The sequence below is a fragment of the Nonomuraea sp. ZG12 genome (assembly GCF_052068115.1).
GTDB lineage: Bacteria > Actinomycetota > Actinomycetes > Streptosporangiales > Streptosporangiaceae > Nonomuraea.
The window spans coordinates 311,388-330,582 of the sequence record NZ_JBQHCW010000002.1 but is presented as its reverse complement, the minus strand read 5'-3'; the positions used below and the strand labels follow the sequence as shown (position 1 = coordinate 330,582).

Here is a 19,195-nt window from a genome sequence, read left to right as displayed (position 1 = left end):
GGATGGGAGGCGCTACGGCCACCCGGACATTTCGCCGGGGTGGGTGGGGCCGCTACCTGAGGCAGTCCTGCTTGTTCATCACGAGGATCACCGCGATGACCCCGTTCTTGGTCACGTTGAAGACGTAGGACGCCTGCCGGTTGCCCGGCACGCTGGTGGTGAGCCCGAGCGGGCTCCTCTTCAGCCTGGGGTAGGCGGCCTGCAGTCGGGCGTTGCTGGAGCCTCGGCCGATGCCCTGAGGAGTCCGGGTCTGGCCGGGGGCGACGATCACGGCCAGGCCGTGTCTCTTCGAGATGAAGACCCCGGCGCGGTCGCCGCCGTAGCGCTTCTCCTTGAGGTCCCAGGTCGTGCAGGTGCGAGGGGCGCCGATGGACTTGCGGACGATCTTCCCGGTGGCTCTGGCCTTGGTGGCGGACATCCCGAGCCTCAGGTTTCCGTACCCTGACGGCCCTATCGTCATCCTCTGTTCGGTGGCGGTCGAAGTGGCGGACGCCGCGGGTGTGACGGCGGCCAGCGCCACCCCTCCGGCCATCGCCGTCACCAGCGCCGACCGGCCGATCCGCAGGATGAAAGAATTTTTCATGATCGCGACCATACACGGCGCCGACCCTGCCGGTCGGCAAATGTCAGGACGTGCGGGCATTCAGTGGCTCAGGCGATCCCCATGCGCTGGGGCCCGGATCGAAGGACCCGGACCCGGGGCGCGCGTTACTTCACGTACATCCTCGCGTATCCGAGGGGAGCTTAATACTCACACCAGAATTGCGAGATCTGCCCCTTCGCCCGCATATAAAGCCCCATTTCACGGCACTTGTTGCAGGCGACCGATCGCGTGCCCGCGAACCTGTCGCCGGGCACCGAGCCGGCTCCCGGCGGGTTCCCGCCGCAGTAATCGGCCAGTACGGCGGCCGACGCCTGGGCGGGGGCGGCGGCGATGAAGTCGGCGACCGGGAGCCCGCCGCCGCTACCGTCCGGCCTGCGCCGGCGGGGCGAGGGCGAATCCGGCCGCCGTCGCCGTCACTGTCGCCGCGAGCGCCGTCCCGATACGCCGTATCATTCGATCCCGTTCTTTCGGCGCGAAGTTCTCGCCGGTGTTCACCCGGCCGAGCACAGCCTGCCGGTGTAGGTCGCGTCCCAGACCGAGGGGTATGTCCCGAGCCGGGTCACGCCGGGTTTCACGCACATGTCGTAATTGCCGCCGTCACCGCCCCAGCCGAGTTCGACGTTGATGACGATGTCCGTCCGAGGGGGTGCGTCGCAGTGCCCGTAAAGGGCGTCGAGGTTGTCGCCTACGTGGAAGCCGCACTTGAACTGCGCCTTTGGCTCCGGGTCGGCCGCTGCCGACGCTGGTAGTGCGCTCAATGTCAGGGCGGCGGCCGAAAGGACCGCGATCGCCGATGTGGAAATGACGGACCTGCCGATTCGCATGATTCCTCCTGCTGATGGCGTGTTCGGCAGCCTGTCTATCTCACGTTCGCTTGTTCGCTGTCGGAGCGCGGCGGTGAACAAACAGATGACGAACATACGTTCGCCGGGCAAAATGGTGGGACCGGCAACTGTGGGGGTGCATGCGTTGTCAAGACGGGAGTTACCGCTTCCTCCCGGTGATGACCCGCTGACCAGGTTCGCCGCGGACCTCCGGGAGCTGCGGCGGGGCGCGGGCAGCCCGACCTATAGGGAAATGGTGAAACGGGCCCACTACTCCCTGGCGACGCTGTCAGGGGCGGCGAGCGGGCAGAAGCTGCCCAGCCTCGCGGTCACCTTGGCGTATGTGAAGGTGTGCGGCGGTGACACCGAGGAGTGGGAGAAGCGCTGGCACGCCGTCGCGGCCGAGCTGGCCGCCGGCGGTGACCCCGAACCGGACGGGCGGGCGCCGTACGTCGGCCTGTCGGCGTTCCGGCAGGAGGACGCCGACCTGTTCTTCGGCCGCGAACGCCTGGCCGACGAGCTGGTCGAACGGCTGGCGGCCGACCGGCTCGTCGCGGTCTTCGGCGCCTCGGGCGCGGGGAAGTCCTCGCTGCTGCGGGCCGGACTGCTCGCGCGCTGGCCGTACCCGGCCCTGATCTTCACGCCGGGCGCGCATCCGCTGGAGGAGTGCGGTGTCCAGCTGGCCCGCCTGACCGGCATGCCGCCGGGGCGGGTCCGGGCCGAGCTGGCCGCCGACCCGCGCTCGCTGCACCTGTTCGCGCGCCAGGTGGCCGGGGACGCGCCGGGCGGTCTGCTGGTCGTGGTGGACCAGTTCGAGGAGGTCTTCGCGCTGTGCCGCGACGACGCCGAGCGCAGCCGGTTCGCCGAGGCGCTGGTCACGGCGGCGCGGGCGGAGAACTCCCGGTGCCACGTCGTGCTGGGCGTCCGCTCCGACTTCTACGCCCACTGCGCCGGGCACCCGCAGCTGCGCGACGAGCTGACCGACCGGCTCGTGGTCGGCCCGATGACCACCGACGAGCTGCGGCGCGCCATCGGCGCACCCGCCGCGCGCGCCGGCTGCGCGGTCGAGCAGGCGCTGCTGGTCGAGCTGGTGGCCCACGCCGCCGGCCGGGCGGGCGTCCTGCCGCTGCTGTCGCACGCGCTGCTGGAGACGTGGCGGCGCAGACGCGGCAACACCCTCACGCTGTCCGGCTTCCAGGCGGCGGGCGGGATCGACGGCGCGCTCGCGCACACCGCCGAACGAGTTCACGCCGACCTCGGGCCGGCGCGGCAGCGGCTGGCCAGGGACCTGTTCCAGCGGCTCACCGCGCTCGGTGAGGGCACCGAGGACACCAAGCGCCGCATCTCCCGCGCCGAGCTGGACACCGCCGACCCCGACACCGAGGTGGTGCTCGAACGCCTCGCCGCGCGACGGCTGATCACCGTCGACGGCGACACCGTACAGCTCACTCATGAGGCGTTGATCCGCTCCTGGCCCCGCCTGCACGGGTGGCTGACCGAGGACCGCGAGGCGCTGCGCACCCACCGCCGGCTCACCGAGGCCGCGCAGGCGTGGCAGGAGCTGGAGCGGGACGACAGCGCTCTCTACCGGGGCGTCCGGCTGGCGATGGCACGCGAGCTGACGGGCAGGCTGAGCGGTCTGGAGCGGGAGTTCCTGGCCGCCAGTGAGGCCGCCGAGGCCGCCGAGGAGGAGGCGGCGCGGCGCGGCACCCGGCGCCTGCGCCGGTTGGTCGCGCTGCTGAGCGTGCTGCTGGCGCTGGCCGTCGCCGCGAGCGCCGTCGCGGTGCACGCCGAGCGCCAGGCGACCCGGGCGCGCAACACCGCCACCTCGCAGCGCGTCGCCGAACGCGCGGCAGCGCTACGGGTCACCGACCCCGCCCTCGCCGCCCGGCTCAGCCTGGCCGCCTACCGGCTGTCCGGCAACGAGGTGGCCCGGGGCGGTCTGCTCAGCGCGTTCGGCACGCCGTACGCCACCCGCCTGACGGGCCACCGTGACGACGTGGTCGCCGCGGCGCTCAGCCGCGACGGACGGCTGCTCGCAACGGCGAGCGCGGACGGCACGCTCGCGCTGACCGGCGTCGCCGACCCGCACCACCCGCGTGCGCTGGGGACGGTGACGGTGGACGCCCGCTCGGCGGCGCTGAGCCCGGACGGCCGCACGCTGGCCGCCGGCGCAGACGGAGACGGTGCGGGTGGCGCTGATGGTGCGGATGGTGCGGTGCTGCTGTGGGACGTCGCCGACCCCGCCCATCCCGTACGGCTGCCGCGCCGCGCCGGGCACACGGGCGTGGTCGACGCGGTCGCCTTCAGCCCCGACGGCCGCACGCTGGCGAGCGCGGGCGCGGACCACACGATCCGGCTCTGGGACCTGGACGGTGAGGGATCCATCCTGCTCACCGGGCACACGGGCGGAGTGAGGTCGGTGGCGTTCAGCGCGGACGGGCGCTCCCTGGTGTCCGCGAGCGCCGACGGCACGGCCAGGCTGTGGGACCTCACGAGCCGGACGTCGAAGGTGCTGGCCGGGCACACCGGCGCGGTGAACGCGGCGGTGTTCGGCACGTCGGTGCTCGCCACCGCGGGGGAGGACCGTACCGTCCGGCTCTGGGATCTGGAGGGCGACCGGTTGTCGGTGGGGGAGGGCCACACCGACGCCGTGCGCGCGCTGACGTTCATGGGCGGCGCGCTCGTCTCCGGCGGCGCCGACGCGTCGGTGCGGGTGTGGGACGTGGACGACGCGCACGAACTCCACGAGCTGGCCGCGTTCGCCGGGCACACCGGCACGGTCAACGCCGCCGTGTTCGCCGGGCGCACGCTGGCCACGGCCGGCGCCGACCACACGACCCGGTTGTGGGACGTGCCGGGCGACACGCTCATCGGCCATCGCAGCTCCATCTACGGGGCGGCGTTCAGCCCGGACGGCCGATCACTGGCGACGTCCGGCTACGACCGCGACATCCGGCTGTGGAAACTGGCGGATCACACCTCGACGGTCTTGGACGGGCACGCCGGCCCGGTCAACGCGGTGGCCTTCAGCGCCGACGGCGCCACGCTGGCCAGCGCGAGCGCGGACGGGACGGCCCGGCTGTGGAACGTCAGGGACCGCACCTCGACCGTCCTCGCCGAGCACGGTGACACGGTCGAGTCGGTGGCGTTCAACGGCGGCACCCTGGCCACCGCGAGCGCCGACCGGACCGCCGTCCTGTGGGACGTGCCGACCCGCACCAGGCTGGTCACGCTGCGCGGGCACACCGGGCCGATCAATGACGTGGCGCTGACCGGCCGCGTCGTCGCCACGGCGAGCGCCGACCACACCGTGCGGCTGTGGGACGCCGGCGGCCGGCCGCTCGCGGTCGCCGCCGGTCACACCGACGCGGTGAAGTCGGTGGCCTTCAGCCCCGACGGCCGCCTGCTGGCCAGCGCGGGCTCCGACCGCAGCGTCGTCCTGTGGGACGTCTCCGAACCGGCCGAACCCGCCCGCGTCGCGGTGTTCGACGGCTACACCGACGCGGTGAAGTCGGTCGCGTTCAGCTCGGACGGCCGTACGCTCGCCACCGCGAGCTCGGACAAGACCGCCGTGCTGTGGGACGTGGCCGGCCGGAGCAGGCTGGCGACGCTGACCGGCCACGGCAAGCCGGTCGACGCCGTCGCCTACGCCCCTGACGGTCACACGCTGGCCACGGCGGGGGAGGACTGGACGGCCAAGCTGTGGGAGACGGGCCCGGAGCGGGTGGCGGCCCGGATCTGCGCGCTCGCCGGGCCGCCGGTCAGTGACGAGGAGTGGTCCCAGTACTTCCCCGGGACGCCCGCCGAGCCGGCGTGCCGCTAGCCGCCCGGCGGGGTCCGCGCGCCGATGCTCCTCAGCGTTCGACCTCGACGTGGTAGCCGCCGTCGGCGTCGCGGTGGGCGCCGTGGATGTCGGTGGCCAGGTCGGGGAAGGTGCGGTCGAAGTCCTCCAGGCCGTGCAGGTACGTCATCAGCGGGCCGTCGGCGGGGCCCGTCGCCTCCCCCGGCATGAGCATCGGGATCCCCGGCGGGGTGACGACGACGGTGGCGGCGGAGATGCGGCCGGGCAGGTCGGCGAGCGGGACGCGTTCGGTGCGGGAGCGGATCAGGGCCTGGTAGGTGTCGGCGGGGGTGTGGACGGGCTCGGGCAGGGTGGTGAAGATCTCGTCGAGGAGCGCGCCCAGGCCCAGGGCGTGGAGCTTGTCGTGCACGTCGGTGCAGAAGCGGCGCAGCGTGGTGGCCGGCGGGCCGAAGCCTGGCAGCACCTCGGCCAGGGGCAGGTCGTCGTCGTAGGCGCGCTTGAAGTCGGTGAGCGCGTCGATCAGCGTTCCCCACTTGCCCTTGGTGATGCCCATGGAGAACAGCACCAGCAGCGTGTGGTCGCCGGTCTTCTCCACGGCGATGCCGCGCCGCCGCAGGTAGGCGGCGACGACGCGGGCGGGGATGCCCCACTCCAGCGTGCCTTCGGTGGCGTCGGCGCCGGGGCAGGTGATCGTCACCTTGATCGGGTCGAGCAGGCAGTAGCCGTCGGCCAGACCATGGAAGCCGTGCCAGGCGGCGCCGGGCTCCAGGGTCCAGCAGGCCGGGTCGGTGCTCAGCAGCGCCGGGTCGGCGTCGGCGAAGGGGATGGGCAGGCCGGTGGCGGGGTCCGGGACATGCGTGGGCTGCCAGACGCCGAAGTACCAGTCGGGCCGCCGGTCGTCCTCCCGGATGCGGGCGGCCAGCCTGACCATGGCCTGGCGGAACCGTACGGCCTCGATGACCGCCTCGCCCGTCAGGTGGGGCCCGGACGGGCCGTCCATCATCCCGGCCGCCACGTCCAGCGAGGCGATCATCGGGTAGAGGGGCGAGGTGGAGCAGTGCATCAGGTAGGTCTCGTTGAGCCGCTCGTAGTCCACCGGGGCGCGCTCGGCCGACCGGACGTGCAGCATCGCCGCCTGCGACAACGCCGCCAGGAGCTTGTGCGTGGACTGGGTGGCGAACACGGTGGGGCGCTCCGGCCCCGGCAGCGTCCGCTCGTCCACGGCCATGCCGTAGCGGCGGGCGTAGAGCGGGTTGAAGCAGGCGTAGGCGAACCACGCCTCGTCGAAGTGCACCCGGGGGACGCTCTCGCTGAGCAGCTCGGCGACGCGTACGGCGTCGTAGCAGAGCCCGTCGTAGGTGGAGTTGGTGATCACGGCGTAGGTCGGCTCGGTCTTCGCCAGGGGGTGGCCGGACAGGCGGGCGCGCAGGGTGTCGGCCCGCAGCGCGGCGGGTGGGATGGGGCCCGCCAGGCCGAGGCCGTTGCGCTCGGGCACCAGGTAGACGGGGCGTGCGCCGCTGATGGTCACCGCGTGCTGGAGCGACTTGTGGCAGTTGCGGTCCACCAGGGCGGTCTCGTCGCGGGCGATGGCGTGGTGGCCGACGATGCGGTTGGCGGTGGCGTTGCCGTTCATCACGAAGAAGGTGCGGTCGGCGCCGAAGACGCGGGCGGCGTTGCGTTCGGCGTCGCCGATGGGGCCGGTGTGGTCCAGCGGCGAGCCGAGCTCGGGGACGGAGATGGACAGGTCGGTGCGGAGCAGGCGCTCGCCGTAGAAGTCGAAGAACGCCCGCCCGACCGGCGACTTGAGGAACGCGACGCCGCCGGCGTGCGCGGGGGTGTGCCAGGAGTACTGGTGGTGGTCCTGCAGCTTGCGCAGCGCGCGGAAGAACGGCGGGAGGATGCGCTCGGAGTATTCCTCGGTGGCGTGCTCGATGCGGCCGGCGATGAAGTCGGGGGTGTCCTCCAGGGGGAACACATAGCCCTGGATGACTTCGTACACCCACAGGGGGAGCTCCTGCTCGGTGGTCATGAGGAAGACCGGCAGGCCGCGGAAGCGGTGGGTGACCGCGCTCAGCACCTGCTCGGCGCCGGGCGCGTCCCAGTCGGCCAGCATCCCGGCCAGCGAGGCGTCGGAGCCGATCACGGCGAGCGCGTCCTGCGTGCGGTGCGTCCAGCGCAGCTGGACGCCGAGGTCGTCCAGGGCCGCGGCGACGCGGCGGAGTTGCTCGGCGAGTGCCGTGTCGGCGTCGGGGCGTTCCGTGACCGCGGCGAGGACCGTTCGTTCCATGCGAGCTCCATGACATGGGGGGATGTCTGCCCACACTTTACTCTGAGTTGCCGATCCGTCGCTCAGTGTGGTGGGGCCGTGCTGGCGCGGACGACCAGGCGGGTGGGGACCAGGTCGGTGCCGGGGCCGTGGGATCCGCCTTCGCGGATCTGCCGCAGGGCGCCCTGGACGCAGCGGCGGCCGACCTCGGCGAAGTCCTGGTGGACGGTCGTCAGCGGGGGGACGAAGCAGGCGGCGTCGGGGATGTCGTCGAAGCCGACGACGCTGATCTCGGCCGGCACCGCGCGCCCCCGCTCGTGGAAGGCGCGGAGCAGGCCGAGGGCCATCTGGTCGTTGGAGGCGAACACCGCGGTGCAGTCCGGCAGGTCGGCGAGGGTCAGCCCGGCGGTGTAGCCCGACTCGGCGGACCAGTCGCCGTGCAGCGGCGGCGGGACCGGCCGGCCGTCCTGCTCCAGCTCCAGCCGCCAGGCCTGGGCGCGGCGCTGGCTCGCGAAGGAGGTGCGCGGGCCGGTGACGTGCCAGACGGTGCGGTGCCCCAGGTCGAGCAGGTGGCGGACGGCGAGGCGGGTGCCCTCGGCCTGGTCGGTGTCGACGACGCTGTAGCGGTCCCCGGCGTCGGAGTCCACGACGACGACGTGGACGCCGGGCGGCAGGGTCACCGTGCCGGCGTCCAGGAGGTGGACCTCCATGATGACGATGACGGCGTCGACGGCCAGCTCGCCCATCCGGGTGAAGGCACCCAGGACGTTGTCCTGGGTCGGGACGTCGATGGGGATCAGGGTGATCGCGTAGCCCTCGGAGGCGGCGTGGGTGGCGATGGCCTCCACGGTGCGGCTGTTGCCGGTCGAGGCCAGGCTGAAGAGGATCACGCCGATCGTGTTGAACTGCCCGTACCGCAGGGCCCGCGCGGCGCTGTTGGGCCGGTAGCCCAGCTCGCGCATGGCGGCGAGCACCTGCTCGCGGGTCGTGCCGATGACGCCGGCGTGCCCGTTGGCGACTCTGGAGACCGTCTGGGAGGAGACGCCCGCGAGCTTGGCCACGTCGGCCATGGAGACCCGCTGCTTGCGGCGCCCGCCCGGAATGCCCGAGCCGCCCCGTTGCGCGCCGCCGATCGACGCCGGAGCCTGCTGAGCCGGGCGGTCCAGATCCATGGTGGTGTCGCTCCTGTCTGCTTTGTTCCCCGTCGTCGCGAATCCTGCGCTGAGCCGTGATCGGCTGTCAACGTGACAGGCGGCTCTTGACCTCGGGGTGCACCGGCTGCCACCATCCGCAGCAGAAGTTTACGTAAACATCCAGCAGCTGATGTTTACGTTAACATTGTTGGTCGCGGAGAGGGGTGGCCCAGTGGTCTCGCGACGTCATGGGCATGGGCGGTCCTGGCTCGGCTGGCGGTTCGTCGGTCCGTTCATGGTGGTGTTCGCGCTCGTCTTCCTGGCGCCGATCGCCTACTCGATCTACCTGAGCCTCTTCCGCACCCGCCTGATCGGCGGGACGGCCTTCGTCGGCGCCGAGAACTACCTGAAGGCGCTGCAGGACCCGCAGTTCTGGGCGGCGTTCGGGCGGGTGGCGGTCTTCCTCGCCGTCCAGGTGCCGATCATGCTGTTTCTCGCGCTGCTGGTCGCGCTCGCGATCGACAGCGGGCGGCTGTACGGGGCGGCGTTCTTCCGGATCGCGGTCTTCCTGCCCTACGCGGTGCCCGCCGTCGTCGCCACGCTGATGTGGGGCTTCATGTACGGGACGCAGTTCGGCCTCATCGGCAACATCAACGAGGCATTCGGCGTGTCACTGCCCGATCCGCTGTCGGCCGACCTCGTCCTCGCCTCCATCGGCAACATCGTGACCTGGGAGTTCGTGGGCTACAACATGCTGATCATCTACTCGGCGCTCCGGGTGGTGAACCCCTCGCTGTACGAGGCCGCGGAGATCGACGGCGCCGGCCAGCTGCGGATCATCTGGGCGATCAAGCTCCCGGCGTTGCGCGGCGCGCTCGTCATCGCGACGATCTTCTCGATCATCGGCAGCTTCCAGCTGTTCAACGAGCCGAACGTCCTCAAGACCCTGGCGCCCAACGCGATCACCACCTACTTCACGCCGAACCTGTACGCCTACTCGCTGTCCTTCGAGGGCCAGCAGTACAACTACTCCGCGACCGTCGCCATCGTCATGGGCGTCATCACCATGATCATCGCCTACGTGGTCCAGCTTCGCGGCATGCGGAAGGGGAGCTGAACGATGGCCGCCCGCCCTCTGGTGATCAAGCGCCGCCGGCGCAGCTCGCTGCTGACCCTCCTGACCACGCTCATGCTGGTCTACACCCTGCTGCCCCTGGCCTGGCTGGTGATCAACGCCACCAAGACGCAGGAAGGGCTGCTGGGCTCCTTCGGCCTGTGGTTCGCCGGCGACTTCGCCCTGTTCGACAACATCGCCCAGACCTTCGCCTACGCCGACGGCGCCTTCACCCGCTGGCTGCTGAACACGCTGCTGTACGTGGTCGTGGGCGCGGGCGGCGCGACCCTGCTGGCCACGCTCGGCGGTTACGGGCTGGCGAAGTTCGACTTCCCCGGCAAGAAGGCGGTGTTCGCCACCGTGATCGGCGCCGTGGCGGTGCCCGGCACCGCGCTGGCCGTCCCCACCTTCCTGATGTTCGCCGGCATGGGCCTGACCAACACCCCGTGGGCGATCATCATCCCGTCGCTGGTCTCCCCGTTCGGCCTCTACCTGATGTGGACCTACTCCGCCGACGCCGTCCCGAGGGAGATCCTGGAGTCGGCGCGGGTGGACGGGGCCGGCGAGTTCCGCACCTTCTTCCGGATCAGCCTGCCGCTGCTGGCGCCCGGCTTCGTCACGGTCCTGCTGTTCAACGTGGTCGCCACCTGGAACAACTTCTTCCTGCCGCTGATCATGCTGAAGGACCCCGACTGGTATCCGCTCACCCTCGGCCTCTACAGCTGGAACGAGCAGGCGGCCAGCGCGGGCGGCGACGCCGTCTTCAACCTCGTGATCACCGGATCACTGCTCACGATCATCCCGCTGATCGCGGCGTTCCTGCTGCTCCAGCGGTACTGGCAGTCGGGCCTGGCCGCCGGAAGCGTCAAGGAATGACCCACCATGAAGATCAGAAAGGCCGTGTCCCCATGGCGATAACCCGTCGTCGCGCCCTCCTGCTGGGCGCCGCCGCCCTGTCCGTGTCGCTCGTGGCCGCCGGGTGCGGCTCACCCGCCGGCCCCGAGCCCGCCGGCGAGTCGGCCGCGCCCACGTCGGCGGCCGTCTCTGACGCCGACCTGCAGAAGGCCCTGGACGCCGGCGGCAGCATCACCGTCTGGGCCTGGGAGCCGACCCTCAAGCAGGTGGCCGCCGACTTCCAGGCGAAGTACCCCAAGGTGAAGGTGAACCTGGTCAACGCCGGCACCGGCAACGACCAGTACACCGCCCTGCAGAACGCGATCAAGGCGGGCTCCGGCGTCCCGGACGTCGCCCAGGTGGAGTACTACGCCCTGCCGCAGTTCGCCCTGGCCAAGTCCGTCACCGACCTGACCGCCTTCGGCGCCGGGAAGCTGGAGGGCACCTTCACCCCCGGCCCGTGGAACTCCGTCCACGCCGGCCAGGCCATCTACGGGCTGCCCATGGACTCCGGGCCGATGGCGCTGTTCTACAACAAGGAGGTCTTCGACAAGTACGACCTCAAGGTTCCGGCCACCTGGGACGAGTACATCGCCGCCGCCGCGAAGCTGCACGAGGCGAACCCGAAGGCGTACATCACCAACGACATCGGCGACGCCGGCTTCGCCACCAGCATGATCTGGCAGGCGGGCGGCAAGCCCTACACGGTCGACGGCACCACGGTCAGCGTGAACTTCGCCGACCCGGGCACCCAGAAGTTCGCCGCCACCTGGCAGAAGCTCATCGACGGCAAGCTGCTGGCGCCCGTCGGGAGCTGGAGCGACGCCTGGTACAAGGGCCTCGGCGACGGCACCATCGCGACCCTGGTCATCGGCGCCTGGATGCCCGCCAACCTCGAATCCGGCGTCAAGGCGGGCGCCGGCAAGTGGCGGGTCGCCCCCATGCCGCAGTGGGAGGCCGGCGGCAAGGCGACCGCCGAGAACGGCGGCAGCTCCCTGGCGATCCCCGAGGCCGCCGCCGGCAAGAACCTCGCCTACGCCTTCCTCAAGTACGCCAACGTCGACGAAGGGGTGCGGACCCGGATCGACGCCGGAGCCTTCCCCGCCACGACCGCCCAGCTGCAGGACTCCGCGTTCCTGGACAAGGAGTTTCCCTACTTCGACGGCCAGAAGGCCAACCAGGTGCTCGCCGAGTCCGCCGCCCAGGTCGTCGGCGGCTGGTCGTACCTGCCCTTCCAGGTGTACGCCAACAGCGTCTTCAACGACACCGTCGGCAAGGCCTACACCTCCACCTCCACTCCGCTGCAGGACGGACTGAAGGCCTGGCAGGACGTCTCCGTCAAGTACGGCCAGGAGCAGGGCTTCACCATCAAGTAGCGGTCCGGACGCCCCCGCCCTCGGGGAGGGCGGGGGCGACGTCTGAGAGCAGGAATCATGGTGGAAGCTGAGAACGGTCGCCGGTGGCTGCGCTGGCCGTCCGAGCCGGAGCGGGCGCGGCTGGCGTTCGGCGCCGACTACAACCCCGAGCAGTGGCCCCGCGAGGTGTGGGACGAGGACGTGCGCGCGATGCGGGCGGCCGGGGTCAACATCGTCGCGCTGGCGATCTTCTCCTGGGCGCGGATCCAGCCGCGCGAGGACGTCTGGGACTTCGACTGGCTCGACGAGGCGATGGACCTCCTGCACGCCCACGGCGTCGCGGTCAACCTGGCCACCGCGACCGCCTCGCCACCGCCCTGGCTGACGACGAAGCACCCGGAGATCCTGCCCGTCGACGCGGACGGCCACACGGTGTGGCCCGGCGCGCGGCAGCACTGGCGGCCCACCTCCCCGGTCTTCCGCGCGCACGCGCTGCGCCTGACCCGGGCGCTGGCGGAGCGCTACGGCAGCCACCCGGCCCTCGCCGCCTGGCACGTCTCCAACGAGCTCGGCTGCCACAACGTCTACGACTACTCCGACGACGCGGCAGCCGCCTTCCGGGAGTGGCTGCGCTCGCGCTACGGCACCGTGGCGGAGCTGAACCGCGCCTGGGCGACGACGTTCTGGTCCCAGCGGTACGGCGACTGGGCGCAGATCCTGCCGCCGCGCCTGGCGGCGTCCTACCCCAACCCGACCCAGCAACTGGACTTCAAACGGTTCTCCTCCGACGCGCTCAAGGACCATCTGCGCGCCGAAAGCGACATTCTGCGCGAGCTCACCCCCGGCATCCCCATCACCACCAACTTCATGGTCATGGGTGAGACCAAGGGCATGAACTACGCCGACTGGGCCGGCGAGGTTGACTTCGTCTCCAACGACCACTATCTGCTGACCGGCCCCCAGGCCCAGGACGAGCTGTCGTTCTCGGCCAACCTCACCGGCTCGCTCGCAGGTGGCCGGCCGTGGTACCTGATGGAGCACTCGACCAGCGCCGTCAACTGGCAGCCGGTCAACCTGGCCAAGAAGCCCGGCGGCCTGGCCCGTGACTCCCTCACGCACGTCGCGTACGGCGCGGACGCGGTCTGCTTCTTCCAGTGGCGGCAGTCGGCGGGCGGCGCCGAGAAGTACCACTCGGCGATGGTCCCGCACGCGGGCGAGGACAGCGACGTGTTCCGGTCGGTCACCGAGCTGGGCGCGACCCTGGCGGCCCTCGCGCCGATCGCCGGCACGGTCCGGCGGCGCGCCGCCGCCGCGATCGTGTTCGACTGGGAGTCGTGGTGGGCCGGCGAGCTCGACTCCCACCCCTCCTCCCGGCTGCGCTACCGGCAGGAGGCCCTCGACTGGTATTCCGCCTTCCTGGCCGCCGGCGTCCGCGCCGACGTGATCGGGGTGGCCGACGACCTCACCGGCTACGACCTGCTGGTGGCGCCGATCCTGCACGTCGTGCCCGGCGAGCTGGCACGACGGCTGGAGGAGTACGTGGCCTCCGGCGGTCATCTCGTCACCACCTACTTCTCCGGAATCGTCGACGAGAACGACCACGTGTGGCTCGGCGGCTACCCCGGAGCCCTGCGCGACCTGCTCGGCATCCGCATCGAGGAGTTCGGCCCCCTCCTGGACGGCGACACCGTCGACCTGGACATCGGCGTCACCGGCACCCTCTGGACCGACCGGATCGACCTCACCGACCCGGCGACCGAGGCCCTGGCCGTCTACAAGACGGGGGACCACGCGGGCCGCCCCGCCATCACCCTGCGCCGCACCCCCGCGGGCTCGGCGTCGTACGTCTCCACCCGGCTCGGCCCGGACGGCCTGGCCGCCGTCCTCCCTGATCTCCTGAACGTCAGCGGGGTCGCCTCGGAGCTGCCGGCCGAGGTCCGTGGCCTGGTCGACCTGGCCGTCCGCACCGACGGGACGGACGACTACTGGTTCCTGACCAACCGCGGCGACCACGACGCCGACCTCTCCGCCGTCTCCGGCGACCCCCTCCCCGGCCCTTCCCTGGCCCAGCACACGACCTTGACCCCCGGCCAGGTCCGCATCCTCCGGCGCCGCCCCGCCGGGTGAGGTCGCCCCCGGGGCGAGCGCGGGCGTCCTGTGGGCCGCTCGCGTTCTAGACTGTCCGGTATGCGGCGATTGACCAGTACGGTGGTCGTGGTGGCGGGGGATGACGCCGGAGACGTGGTCGCGGGCCTGGACGGGCTGCACAACGTACGGGCGATCCCGCGCGGCGAGCGCGACCCTGCCGAGGTGATGGCGGCCGTGGGCCGGTCGGCGGCGACGTACACGGTGCACGACGCCGACCCGCTGGCCGGCGTGGCCACGGCGTGGACGCGCTTCTTCGACGGCACCGGCGTCGTCGGCGGCCTGGAGGTGGCCATCGAGGCCGCGCTGGGCGAGCTGCGCGTCGACCGGCTGGTGCTGCCCGACTACTACCTGGTGCTCGATCCCGACGGCATGACGGAGACCTGGCGGCACTGGTGGCTCGGCGTGCTGGCGGGGGCCGCGCCCGTCCGGGTCGTGCCGGTGCACGCCTCCGCGGCCGCCGTCACGGAGGTGCTGGGACGGCTGGCGGCGGGCCGCTGGTGGCCCGCCGACCTGGAGGCGTGGCTGCGCGGCCTGCCCAAGGTGGTGCCCGACCGCGCGGGTCTGCCGAGCGGCGGCGTCGTGGTCGGCTGAGCGCTCGCGTCGCGGCGGGTCGTCCGTTCGTGAGATCGTTGTAGTTCGCCGGAATGGGTCCGGCGATTCGGGCTCGCACCCAGCGCAGGGCGACGCCACCGTCGCGGGCTGGGGCGAGACGTTCCCCGGCTCTGTGCAAGGGTAGAGCTGCGGTGCGCACGGTGGGACGGCGACGACCGCCGTGCCGGGTGAGTTCGCACGATGACGCTCCCCGCACCGGGCCGTACGGGGAGTCCTTCCCAGAAGTAGAACCGGTAGCAGGGAGTATGGACGTAGGTATGGGAGTTCCTGATGAGTCGGCGATGGCGATGAACGCGACCGGCGGTGAGCTCAGCTTCGCCGATCTGGGGCTCCGAGCCGAGATCCTGGACGTGCTGTCCGGGCTGGGGTACGAAGAGCCCACCCCGATCCAGAGAGAGACGATCCCCCCGCTGATCGAGGGGCACGACCTGCTCGGGCAGGCGGCGACGGGCACCGGCAAGACGGCGGCGTTCGCGCTGCCCGTGCTGCAGCGCATGCTCCACGCCGGCGGCGACGGCGGGCCCACGACGCTGGTGCTCGTGCCCACGCGCGAGCTGGCCATCCAGGTGTCGGAGGCGTTCCACCGGTACGGCCGCATCATGGGCGCCCGCGTCCTGCCGATCTACGGCGGCGCGCCCATCGGCCGGCAGTTGCAGGCGCTCAAGCGCGGGGTGGACGTCGTGGTGGCGACACCGGGCCGGGCCCTCGATCACATCGGCCGGGGGACGCTGGACCTGGTGGGCCTGCGCACCGTCGTGCTGGACGAGGCGGACGAGATGCTCGACATGGGCTTCGCCGACGACATCGAGGCCATCCTCGCGGCGACCCCCGAGGACCGGCAGACCGTGCTGTTCTCCGCGACGCTGCCGCCGCGCATCGACGGGATCGCCCGCCGTCACCTGCGCGATCCGGTACGGATCGAGATGGGGCGCACGGCGGCGGAGCGCGAGTCGACGCCGCTGGTGGAGCAGAGCGCGTACCTGGTCGCCAGGGCGCACAAGCCCGCGGCGCTCGGCCGCCTCCTCGACATCGAGGCGCCGACGGCGGCGATCATCTTCTGCCGCACCCGAGACGAGGTCGACCAGCTCACCGAGGCGATGAACGGGCGCGGCTACCGTGCCGAGGCACTGCACGGCGGGATGGAGCAGGAGCAGCGCGACCGGGTGATGTCGCGGCTGCGCGGCGGCACCGCCGACCTGCTCATCGCGACCGACGTGGCGGCGCGCGGCCTGGACATCGAGCAGCTCACCCACGTCGTCAACTACAACGTCCCGTCCGCGCCCGAGGCGTACGTGCACCGCATCGGCAGGGTGGGCCGAGCCGGCCGCGAAGGGGTCGCCCTGACCCTGGTGGAACCGCGCGAGCACCGCATGCTCAAGGCGATCGAGCGGGTGACCAAGCAGCGGATCCAGGTGGAGAGGCTGCCGAGCGTCGCCGACCTGCACGCGCGCCGGATGGAGCTGACCAGGGCCGCGCTGGAGGAATGCCTCCTCCAGGACGACCTGGAGCCCTTCCACGTCGTGGTGGAGTCGCTCGCCGACGAGTTCGACCTCATGGAGGTGGCGCTCGCCGCGGTCAAGCTGGCGCACGAGGCCAGCGGGGCCGCGCTCGACGAGCAGGAGATCCCCGAGGTGGCCCCGCGTTCGGTGGACCAGCGGCGCGGGCAGCGGGAGGGCGGCCCGGACCGCGAGCGGTACGGCCGCGGCCCGGCGAGCGGCATGGCGCGCCTGTTCTTCAGCGTGGGGCGCAGCGCCGGAATCCGGCCGCAGGACCTGGTCGGCGCGATCGCCGGCGAGTCGAGCCTGAGCGGGCGCGACATCGGCGCGATCGAGATCGCCGACCGGTTCTCGCTGGTGGAGGTGCCGCAGGAGGCGGCCGACGAGGTGATCGAGGCCCTCCGGCGAGCCACGATCAAGGGCAGGCGGCCGACCGTCCGCCGCGAGCGCGACACGCGCGGCAGGCGGCCACGCTGACCAGGTCGACGATGCGCTAGGCGCAGGTCCCGCTGCCCGGGGCGCACACCTTGACCTCCGGGCAGCCGGTCGAGGACGAAGGACACGTCGGCGGCCCGGCCCCGGACCACCCTCGTGCCGAAGCCCGGATCCGTGTCGCTGTCGCACCGGCTCCATCGCCTGCGCCTGCCACGCGCGCGGCTCTCCTGCGGGGATTCCCGTCGCGACCGCAGGAGGGCCGTAACGGCTCGGGTGCGGCGACCGTCATCCGCAGGGCAGGCTCACGTACAGGGTGGTCGGGCCGCCGGGTGGGCTGTGCAAGGTGAACGTCCCGTCGTGCGCCTCGATGCGGCGGCGGATGCCGACCAGCCCGGATCCGCCGCACTCGTCCGCCCCGCCCCGGCCGTCGTCGGTGACCTGGACCTGGAGGCGGTCGGCGTGCCTGCGGACCTTGACGGCGGCGTGCCGGGCCTGGCTGTGCTTGGTGATGTTGGTCAGCGCCTCGGCCACCACGAAGTAGGCGGTGGCCTCGACGGACGCGGCGCCCCTGACCGGGATGTCGGTGTCGACCCGGCAGGGCACCGGGCAGTCCGTGGCCAGGCCGGTGAGCGCGTCGGCGAGGCTCCGGTCGGTCAGCACCGGCGGCAGAATGCTGCGAACGACCCCGCGCAGCTCACTCAGCGCCTGCTCGGTGGCGCCCTGCGCCCGATCGAGGATCTCCTCGGCGGTGGACGGATCGCGGGCCAGCGCGCGCCGCGCCGCCCCGACGAGCACGTTGACCGCCACCAGCCGGTTCTGCGTCCCGTCATGCAGTGACCGCTCGATCCGCCGTAACTCGGTGGCATGCGCGTCGAGTGCGGCGGCGCGGGTCGCGGTCAGCTGCGCCACCCGCAGGGTCAGGTCGCTGTCAGCGGCGGGCGCGAGGAGCCGCCGTCCGGGCCACGCCTGCAGCCAGGCCATGACCGGGGCGAGGAGACAGGTGAGGGCGAGCCACACCGGGGCGAACAGGGCGACGCCTAGAGCGGTGGGGAGGTCCTGCACGGCCCAGAGCCCCAAGGCCCCGGTCGCGGCCTCCTCCGGCGGCAACAACCACCACCACGACCAGAACGTGGCGTCCTGTACGGCGTGCACGGGCAGCGTGAGACCGAGCGCGCCGAGGAGCAGCCCGAAACTGGCGTGGGTCGCCACCCAGGCCAGCTCCCGCCGCACGGACCGGTCGGCGAGCGCGGCGCGCACCTCGTCCGGCACCGGCTCCGGGCTGATGAACTCCGGGCTGATGAACTTCGGGCTGATGCTCACCGGGCCTTTGCACTCCGGGCCTTCGAACTCCGGGCTTGTGGTCTCCGGGCTCCAGGACGAGAGCCGGGCGCGTTCCCGGTCGGCGATGGCGCGCACCGCCCGCAGGACGGTGGGCACCAGCACCAACCCCACCCCGATCAGGCAGGCCACCGCCGTGACGAGCAACGACAGCAGCGCCACCATCGCCAGGATCCCGGTGCCGAACCCGCCGACCAGATGCTCCAGCGCGTCCACGGTGGTGCGGGCACGGGCCGACACGTTCCACCGAGCGGCCGCCCCCCGTCGGCCCCCGTCATCGTGGGCCGACATACACGCCTCCACAACCAGACGGCCGGACACGGGCGTCGTAGATCACCGCCCGAGAGTACAGCAGGGCATATCGCGGTTTGCCTGACTTGTCAGGATCGTTGTCAACAGCGCCGTCGGCACGTCCTCACTGCAAGGTCTCCGGCTGGTTGAGCTCGGCGAGCGTGATGAGCCCGTCGTCGAGCGCACGGCCGACGAGCTCGCTCTTGGTACGGGCGGCCCGCCCCACGTTGGCGTACTTCACCCGTACGCGTGCGATGTAGGTGTCGACGGTCTTGACGGTGATGTTGAGCTTGGCGGCGACGAGGTCCTTGGACGAGGACACGAACCACGCACGCAGCACCTCGGTCTCACGCTGGGACAGGCGTGGCCAGCCGGGGGAGTCGTTGGCGACGAGCACTCCGGACAGCGACGGCGCGGTGTAGGGCTCGCCCCGCGCGGCCGCCCGGATGGCGGGCACCAGATGCTCGGGCCCCTCGCGCTTGGTCAGGTACGCCAGCGCGCCGAGGTCGATGCATTTGATCACGGTCGCGTCCTCGGTGTGCTGGGAGTAGACGATCACGCGCCGGCCGCTGTCCACCAGCCTGCGCAACTCGCCGAAGTCCGGCCTGCGCGCCACCAGCTCCAAATCGAAGATCACCACATCGGCGGCGGCGCCCGGCCCGGTCCAGACGTCGGCGAGCCGCTCTCCCGCGTCGATGAGCTCGATCGGCGGGACCGCCTGCTCGCACCAGAACCGGACGCCCGCGGTGATGGCCGCGTGATCGTCGACGATCACCGCGGTGATCAGCTTGTCGGCTGCCATGGAGCCTCCTTCCGTACCGTAGCGTCGCTGTTCACCATCTCGACATGCACACCCGATGCCGCCGAGCACGGCCGCACC

At 71.9% G+C, this 19,195-nt stretch carries 13 protein-coding genes; 7 read left to right on the top strand and 6 right to left on the bottom strand.

Annotated elements, in window-relative coordinates; translation table 11 throughout:
* Positions 1–52: 52 nt before the first annotated feature.
* Together ACTMTF_RS08570 and ACTMTF_RS08565 are read right to left on the bottom strand one after the other, a co-directional pair.
* Positions 53–583, bottom strand: coding sequence for a hypothetical protein (locus ACTMTF_RS08570; protein ID WP_441110091.1), 531 nt, complete (start codon positions 581–583; stop codon positions 53–55).
* Between the two features lie 512 nt (positions 584–1,095).
* Positions 1,096–1,428: a DUF6355 family natural product biosynthesis protein gene (locus tag ACTMTF_RS08565; protein ID WP_441110090.1), complete on the bottom strand. Its 333-nt coding sequence runs from the start codon at positions 1,426–1,428 to the stop codon at positions 1,096–1,098.
* Between the two features lie 253 nt (positions 1,429–1,681).
* On the opposite strand from ACTMTF_RS08565, the gene ACTMTF_RS08560 reads away from it, so the two are divergent.
* Positions 1,682–5,254: an nSTAND1 domain-containing NTPase gene (locus ACTMTF_RS08560; RefSeq protein WP_441110089.1), complete on the top strand. Its 3,573-nt coding sequence runs from the start codon at positions 1,682–1,684 to the stop codon at positions 5,252–5,254.
* 31 nt (positions 5,255–5,285) lie between these two features.
* On the opposite strand, the gene ACTMTF_RS08555 is transcribed toward ACTMTF_RS08560, so the two are convergent.
* Together ACTMTF_RS08555 and ACTMTF_RS08550 are read right to left on the bottom strand one after the other, a co-directional pair.
* A complete protein-coding gene (locus ACTMTF_RS08555) occupies positions 5,286–7,520 on the bottom strand; it encodes an Orn/Lys/Arg decarboxylase N-terminal domain-containing protein (protein ID WP_441110088.1) in 2,235 nt (744 codons plus the stop codon).
* Between the two features lie 62 nt (positions 7,521–7,582).
* Positions 7,583–8,671 carry a LacI family DNA-binding transcriptional regulator gene (locus tag ACTMTF_RS08550; protein ID WP_441110087.1) on the bottom strand — a complete coding sequence of 363 codons (1,089 nt, stop codon included), beginning with the start codon at positions 8,669–8,671 and terminating at the stop codon, positions 7,583–7,585.
* Between the two features lie 193 nt (positions 8,672–8,864).
* On the opposite strand from ACTMTF_RS08550, the gene ACTMTF_RS08545 reads away from it, so the two are divergent.
* The 6 genes from ACTMTF_RS08545 (at position 8,865) to ACTMTF_RS08520 (ending at position 16,728) form a co-directional block, all read left to right on the top strand.
* Positions 8,865–9,749 carry a carbohydrate ABC transporter permease gene (locus ACTMTF_RS08545; RefSeq protein ID WP_441110086.1) on the top strand — a complete coding sequence of 295 codons (885 nt, stop codon included), beginning with the start codon at positions 8,865–8,867 and terminating at the stop codon, positions 9,747–9,749.
* Positions 9,750–9,752: 3 nt separating this feature from the next.
* On the top strand, positions 9,753–10,622 hold the full coding sequence (locus ACTMTF_RS08540) for a carbohydrate ABC transporter permease (RefSeq protein WP_397016063.1): 870 nt from the start codon (positions 9,753–9,755) through the stop codon (positions 10,620–10,622).
* A gap of 32 nt (positions 10,623–10,654) precedes the next feature.
* Positions 10,655–12,016, top strand: coding sequence for an ABC transporter substrate-binding protein (locus tag ACTMTF_RS08535; RefSeq protein ID WP_441110085.1), 1,362 nt, complete (start codon positions 10,655–10,657; stop codon positions 12,014–12,016).
* Positions 12,017–12,073: 57 nt separating this feature from the next.
* Complete coding sequence (locus tag ACTMTF_RS08530; RefSeq protein ID WP_441110084.1) at positions 12,074–14,122, top strand: beta-galactosidase; 2,049 nt, start codon at positions 12,074–12,076, stop codon at positions 14,120–14,122.
* Between the two features lie 60 nt (positions 14,123–14,182).
* The gene (locus tag ACTMTF_RS08525) at positions 14,183–14,734 is read left to right on the top strand and encodes a hypothetical protein (RefSeq protein WP_441110083.1); all 552 of its coding nucleotides are present in this window, start codon (positions 14,183–14,185) and stop codon (positions 14,732–14,734) included.
* Positions 14,735–15,012: 278 nt separating this feature from the next.
* Positions 15,013–16,728 (top strand): DEAD/DEAH box helicase, encoded by a 1,716-nt coding sequence (locus ACTMTF_RS08520; protein WP_441110082.1) that lies wholly within the window; start codon positions 15,013–15,015, stop codon positions 16,726–16,728.
* Between the two features lie 243 nt (positions 16,729–16,971).
* Here ACTMTF_RS08520 and ACTMTF_RS08515 read toward each other — a convergent pair whose 3' ends face one another.
* Positions 16,972–18,315 (bottom strand): sensor histidine kinase, encoded by a 1,344-nt coding sequence (locus ACTMTF_RS08515; protein WP_441110081.1) that lies wholly within the window; start codon positions 18,313–18,315, stop codon positions 16,972–16,974.
* 124 nt (positions 18,316–18,439) lie between these two features.
* Positions 18,440–19,117 (bottom strand): response regulator, encoded by a 678-nt coding sequence (locus tag ACTMTF_RS08510; protein WP_441110080.1) that lies wholly within the window; start codon positions 19,115–19,117, stop codon positions 18,440–18,442.
* Positions 19,118–19,195: the final 78 nt, after the last annotated feature.